Source organism: Mesobacillus sp. (genome assembly GCF_049588175.1).
Lineage (GTDB): Bacteria > Bacillota > Bacilli > Bacillales > Cytobacillaceae > Mesobacillus.
The window spans coordinates 1-5,622 of record NZ_JBAVFI010000654.1 but is presented as its reverse complement, the minus strand read 5'-3'; the positions used below and the strand labels follow the sequence as shown (position 1 = coordinate 5,622).

The 5,622-nt window shown below is 42.4% G+C and carries 5 protein-coding genes and 1 pseudogene; all 6 read left to right on the top strand.

Going from position 1 to position 5,622, the window contains the following annotated elements; all coding sequences use genetic code 11:
• The first annotated feature begins 440 nt into the window (after window positions 1-440).
• The gene (gene floA / locus WB217_RS15750; protein ID WP_335377055.1) at window positions 441-1,439 is read left to right on the top strand and encodes a flotillin-like protein FloA; all 999 of its coding nucleotides are present in this window, start codon (window positions 441-443) and stop codon (window positions 1,437-1,439) included.
• 43 nt (window positions 1,440-1,482) lie between these two features.
• On the top strand, window positions 1,483-1,983 hold the full coding sequence (locus tag WB217_RS15745) for a hypothetical protein (RefSeq protein WP_423994196.1): 501 nt from the start codon (window positions 1,483-1,485) through the stop codon (window positions 1,981-1,983).
• Between the two features lie 232 nt (window positions 1,984-2,215).
• Entirely contained in the window at window positions 2,216-2,500 is a 285-nt protein-coding gene (yqfC, locus tag WB217_RS15740; RefSeq protein ID WP_335431095.1) for a sporulation protein YqfC, read from the top strand.
• 16 nt (window positions 2,501-2,516) lie between these two features.
• Window positions 2,517-3,704 carry a sporulation protein YqfD gene (gene yqfD / locus WB217_RS15735; protein WP_423994195.1) on the top strand — a complete coding sequence of 396 codons (1,188 nt, stop codon included), beginning with the start codon at window positions 2,517-2,519 and terminating at the stop codon, window positions 3,702-3,704.
• Between the two features lie 2 nt (window positions 3,705-3,706).
• Window positions 3,707-4,666: a PhoH family protein gene (locus WB217_RS15730; RefSeq protein WP_423994194.1), complete on the top strand. Its 960-nt coding sequence runs from the start codon at window positions 3,707-3,709 to the stop codon at window positions 4,664-4,666.
• 234 nt (window positions 4,667-4,900) lie between these two features.
• A pseudogene (locus WB217_RS15725) lies at window positions 4,901-5,622 on the top strand (hypothetical protein); the annotation flags it as partial.

The following is a 5,622-nucleotide window of genomic DNA, read 5'->3' as shown; positions in this document are numbered from 1 at the left end:
GCGCATTGATGTAGTAAGTGAAGGTGCATTCATATCTAAGGATACAAGAGTAAGGATTATAAAAACAGAAGGTTCACGAATTGTGGTTAGAGAGGTTAAAAATCTTTAATAAAGGCTATTTCAAGAAATTTTTATTTTCGCTTTTCTAATGTTTAGGCTCTGTTAAAGCCAAATGTTGTTTTTGAACCCTGTTGATTGTAGTGGAAGGCGCGTAGACTCCTGCGGGCGCAGCTGGTCAGGTGAGACCCCGCAGGAGTGAAGCGACGAGGAGGCTCAGCGCCAGCCCCGCGGAAAGCGAAGCGCCTGGAATGAAAATCAACAGCCTTGTTTAACAGAGCCAATGCTAAAAATCACTTTAGTGGAATCTATCAGCCACGATGTGACGCTTTTATACCATCTTGTGAAAAAAAGTCCATTAAAATTATTGAGGAGGCACAAAAATGATTGAAGCAGGAACAGCATTTGTTTTAATTGCAATCGTACTTGCAGTAATTTTACTCGGAGTATTACTGACATTTGTTCCAGTAATGCTCTGGATTTCAGCGTTGGCTGCAGGTGTAAGAGTCAGCATATTCACCCTGATCGGGATGAGGCTTAGAAGGGTAATTCCAAGTAGGGTTATCAATCCGATGATCAAAGCACACAAAGCAGGTCTGAATGTAACGACTAACCAGCTTGAGAGCCATTATCTTGCTGGTGGTAATGTGGACAGAGTCGTAAATGCCCTAATTGCGGCACACCGTGCTAACATTGAATTATCTTTTGAAAGAGCAGCTGCAATTGACCTTGCAGGGCGTGATGTACTGGAAGCAGTACAAATGAGCGTAAATCCGAAGGTCATCGAAACTCCTTTCATTGCCGGGGTTGCAATGGACGGAATTGAAGTGAAAGCCAAAGCTAGAATTACCGTTAGAGCAAACATCGACAGGCTTGTCGGAGGTGCTGGTGAGGAAACAATTGTTGCGCGTGTCGGTGAAGGGATCGTATCAACTATTGGTTCATCTGATAACCACAAAAAAGTGCTGGAAAATCCAGACATGATTTCGCAGACGGTTCTATCAAAAGGATTGGATGCGGGAACAGCATTTGAAATCTTATCCATTGATATTGCGGATGTAGATATCGGCAAAAATATTGGGGCGGAACTTCAGACAGAGCAGGCAGAGGCTGACAAGAAAATTGCTCAGGCGAAAGCTGAGGAACGCCGTGCGATGGCGGTTGCTCAGGAGCAGGAAATGAAAGCACGCGTTCAGGAAATGAGAGCGAAGGTTGTCGAAGCAGAAGCTACAGTTCCGCTAGCGATGGCGGAAGCGCTGCGTGAAGGCAATATTGGTGTTATGGATTATATGAACATCCAGAACATTTCTGCTGATACGGATATGAGAGGCTCTATTGGTAAGCTTTCTGGCGGAAAGAAAGATGACAACAATAACAACTGACGAGAGAACCCGTTAAAAGAAAGGGGGGCTCCTCCTGGAAGCATTGTTTGAATTAATTGGTAACCCAATTGTAATCCTTGTCCTGATCGGCATTCTATCTCGCCTTTTTAACAAAGCAAAAGGCAATGGCCAGAATAACCAGCAGCGGCGCCCGGTACGACCTGTCAGCAAGCCTGCTGGGATGGATGATCCCGTAAAAGCTCAAGGTGAGCCGCGTCGTGAACCTCGTCATGTTCAGACCCGTCCGGTCAAGCCTCAACCTGATAAAGCCGAGAGAGAATCTGTGGCGGAAAGCAGCATCCAAAAGGTATATCAGGAAAGAAAGCGGCAGGCTGAAAAGGTCGATAGTAAAGCAAGGACTGCTGATAGAGGCAGATTGTCCTCTGAAGGTGCTACTGTCCGTTCGCGTCTTTCTGCCGCTAAAGAGGAGCCTTTACTGGACTTCCAGCCTGATCAAGACCGACTGATAGAGGGATTAATCTGGTCAGAAGTCCTCGGCCAGCCTAGGGCTAAAAAGCCATATAGCCCAAGCAGAAGAGACTAGACTGTTATTGACATTACCCATCTGCAACAAAAGGTGTGAGTTCTTAAATACCTTATATCTGCTCTCTTAAAGAAAACCTCTAAAAATTTTCCTTTAGTTGCTCTGTTAATGTCGGTCTGAACGAAATACCTGGCAAGCGACAGCTAAAAAGGAATGCTTCTAATAAGTGAAAAATGGTGCTAGAACCTTCTTTTTTCTCATACATATGAGATGAAAGGGGGTTCTTTTTTTTATGGCAAAAAAATGGGGCCAGTATGTACGTAAATGGATGACACAGAAAATGGATCTTCCTCAAGATGTCATGATGGATCTCCCTAGAATCACGATGATTGGGCAAGTCCATATATATATTGAAAATCACCGGGGTCTGCTTGCGTTTTCCGATGGCGAAGTCCGGCTGCTTATAAAAAACGGACAGCTGCTGGTAAAGGGCAAAGCCTTTGTCATCAGGACCATTTTACCCGAAGAAATATTATTAGAAGGAAAAATCGATCAGGTGCTATATGTAACCGACTGATACGAGGGGGAGACCGATGAAAAACCAATGGATTCACATCTTTTCTGGCACGGTGAAGGTCAAGCTGACCGGAAAAGGAATTGAGAGATTTTTAAACCAGTTGACACGTAATGGAGTTTCCGTTTGGAATGTGAGAAAGCATGGTACCGAAGCAGTTACCTTTTATGTGAATCTTCATGACGTTAAGAAGCTTAGGATTCCAGCAAGAGACAGCCAATGTAAAATCAGGTTTTTAGAAAGGGCTGGGGGCCCTTTCTTTTTAAGAAGATTATGGACAAACAGTGGTTTTTTACTTGGTGCCTGTTTGTTTTTTGCATTGATCATGGTTCTATCCAACATGGTTTGGGGAATTGAAATAAAAGGTGCAAGCCCTGCGACGGAACATCAGATTCGCAAGGAATTGGACAAGATGGGAATCAGTGTCGGCAAGCTGCAGTTTTCTATAGATAATGTAGAAAGTATCCAGAGAGTGCTGACAGATCAAATAGGGGCCCTGACCTGGATTGGTGTGGAATTGAAAGGGACAACATACCATTTTCAAGTAGTCGAAAAGAGTGAGCCAAAGAAAGCGGAGGCTATCGGACCAAGGCATTTGGTAGCGAAAAGAAAAGCCGCGATTGTGAAAATTTTTGTGGAAAAAGGTGAACCAGCAGTAAAGGTGAATGATTATGTTTTGCCGGGACAGCTATTGGTCTCAGGGTTATATGGGAAAGAGGACAATTTGAAATCTGTTGCAGCATCTGGAGAAATCCTCGGCGAGACATGGTATTCAACAAAGGTCGAATTACCCCTTAAGAGCACATTTCATGTTTTCAACGGGAATGAAAAGCGTAAATATGCCCTAAAAATAGTTGGAAAAGTGCTGCCGGTATGGGGATTTGGAAAGCCAGAGTTCTCTGAATATGAAACGGAAGTGAACGAGCAGCGAGTGAAATTCTTTAAATGGAGCCTGCCGCTTACTGTTGAAAAAAAGACATTAAGAGAGCGTGAACAAGTGACGAGAATCTATACTAAACAAGAAGCGATCGAAAGTGCAAAAGAATTAGCAAGAAAAGATATAAAAAAACACCTTCCTGAAAATGCTATAATAAAAGGGGAAAAAATTTTACATCAATCATTCGAGAATGATAAAGTAAACCTAACAACTCATTTTACAATCATTGAAGATATAGCAGTAGGACAACCAATTATCCAAGGAGACTGAGAATGACAGAAGACTTAAAAACGATGGAAATACAACTTGCGAATCCAAATGAAGCAATTTCCTTATTCGGCAACGCGGATATGAATCTTAAGTTAATTGAACAGGAGCTTGGTGTCTCGATCGTCACCCGCGGAGAAACACTCGGAATCTCCGGACCAGAGGATAAAGTGCAGCAGGCACAGGCTGTTCTGGTTAATCTTCTTGCCGTCATACGGAAAGGGATAAGCATTAGCCAGCGGGAAACGGTGTATGCAATCCAGATGGCTGAAAAAGGAACGCTTGAATACTTCAAGGATTTATTTGATGAAGAAATAAGCAAAAACGTTAAAGGAAAATCTATAAGGGTAAAAACCCTCGGCCAGCGGCATTATATCAATGCCATTAAAAGCCGTGACCTTGTCTTTGGCGTTGGTCCTGCAGGTACTGGAAAAACTTATCTGGCAGTTGTAATGGCTGTCAATGCACTTAAAAATGGGACTGTGTCAAAAATTATCCTAACAAGGCCTGCAGTAGAAGCAGGTGAGAGCCTGGGATTTCTCCCTGGAGATCTGAAGGAAAAAGTGGATCCATATCTTCGGCCATTATATGATGCCCTTCATGATATATTAGGATCAGAGCATACATTGCGCTTGATTGAACGAGGAACAATCGAGATTGCACCACTTGCATACATGCGTGGGCGTACGCTTGATGATGCGTTTGTCATCCTAGATGAAGCGCAAAACACAACTCAGGCCCAAATGAAAATGTTCTTGACGCGGCTTGGTTTCGGCTCAAAAATGGTAATCACGGGTGATACCTCTCAAGTCGATTTGCCTAAGGGAGCCAAGTCTGGATTAGTCGCTGCTGAAAATATTTTAAAGGATGTAAAGGGAATTTCTTTTGTGCATCTGGAACAGGCAGACGTTGTGCGTCATCCGCTTGTTGGAAGGATTATTGAAGCATACGGAAAGTTTGAATAAACCTCTGTCAGTCCGCTCTTGCTTTACAAGGCGGACTTTTGGTTATACATAGTAAAGTAAATGGTCATTTATATGTCATAAATAGTCATATTCCATAGGGTATGCACCGACTTTATCCCTATTGTCAAATGGAGATGAAAGTTAAGGGGAAACCTGATATGATGGAACAGAAAGTTAGTTATTTTTCCCAGTAAACTCTGTTGGCTTCTAAATGCCACAGTAGGAGGGCTGTAAATGGATAAGCTGCAGATCCAGTTAACTGCTATTCTGAACTTGTTGAATATAAAGATTTTCCGGGTACTATTATTTTTGCTCATTGGCATTGTTATGTATTCTGCCATGTACAGTAATGTAAAGCCTGAGAAACTTAATCTGGAGCTATTCTCAGTTGCAGAGAAGACCATCAGGTCGCCTATTACAATTGAGGATAAAGAAAGTACAGAAAAAAGCCGCAGGGAAGCGGTTGAGCAGGTCAAAGATGTTTATATAGTCAAAAAGGAATATACCCAGAATCGGGTGGACCTGGTTACATCTATTTTTGATTCTGTTTCTGAAGTGAATGATGAAGCGGAGGAAAAAATAAACCAAAAGAAAAAAGATTATACTCTGGATAACAATGAAGCTGAGAATAAAGCCCCTGTAGAAACTTCAATTAATGAAAAGCTTGCTGCGTTGAAAACAAAATTGACTGAAAGTGAAACAAACAGTTTATCTGATCAAGTATTCATAACTTTACTTCAGGCTGCAAATGACGAGCTGGCAGTAGCGAAAGATTTAACTGTTACTGCAATCAATAATGTTATGAATCCCCGGATTCCAGCAGATCAAGTTGAAATTGCGAAAAAACGAGTGGAAGAAGAACTAAAATATTCGAGCTTAAGCAGCAATTTAAAGGATGCGGTCATTGAGATGGGCCGTTATGCTGTCGTCCAGAACGAATTTTATGATCCGGAGGC

Bases quoted from the DNA above. Each gene is read 5' to 3' on its own strand.
- floA (WP_335377055.1), top strand. From the start codon at position 441: ATGATTGAAGCAGGAACAGCATTTGTTTTAATTGCAATCGTACTTGCA.
- yqfC (WP_335431095.1), top strand. From the start codon at position 2,216: ATGGCAAAAAAATGGGGCCAGTATGTACGTAAATGGATGACACAGAAA.
- yqfD (WP_423994195.1), top strand. From the start codon at position 2,517: ATGAAAAACCAATGGATTCACATCTTTTCTGGCACGGTGAAGGTCAAG.
- WB217_RS15730 (WP_423994194.1), top strand. From the start codon at position 3,707: ATGACAGAAGACTTAAAAACGATGGAAATACAACTTGCGAATCCAAAT.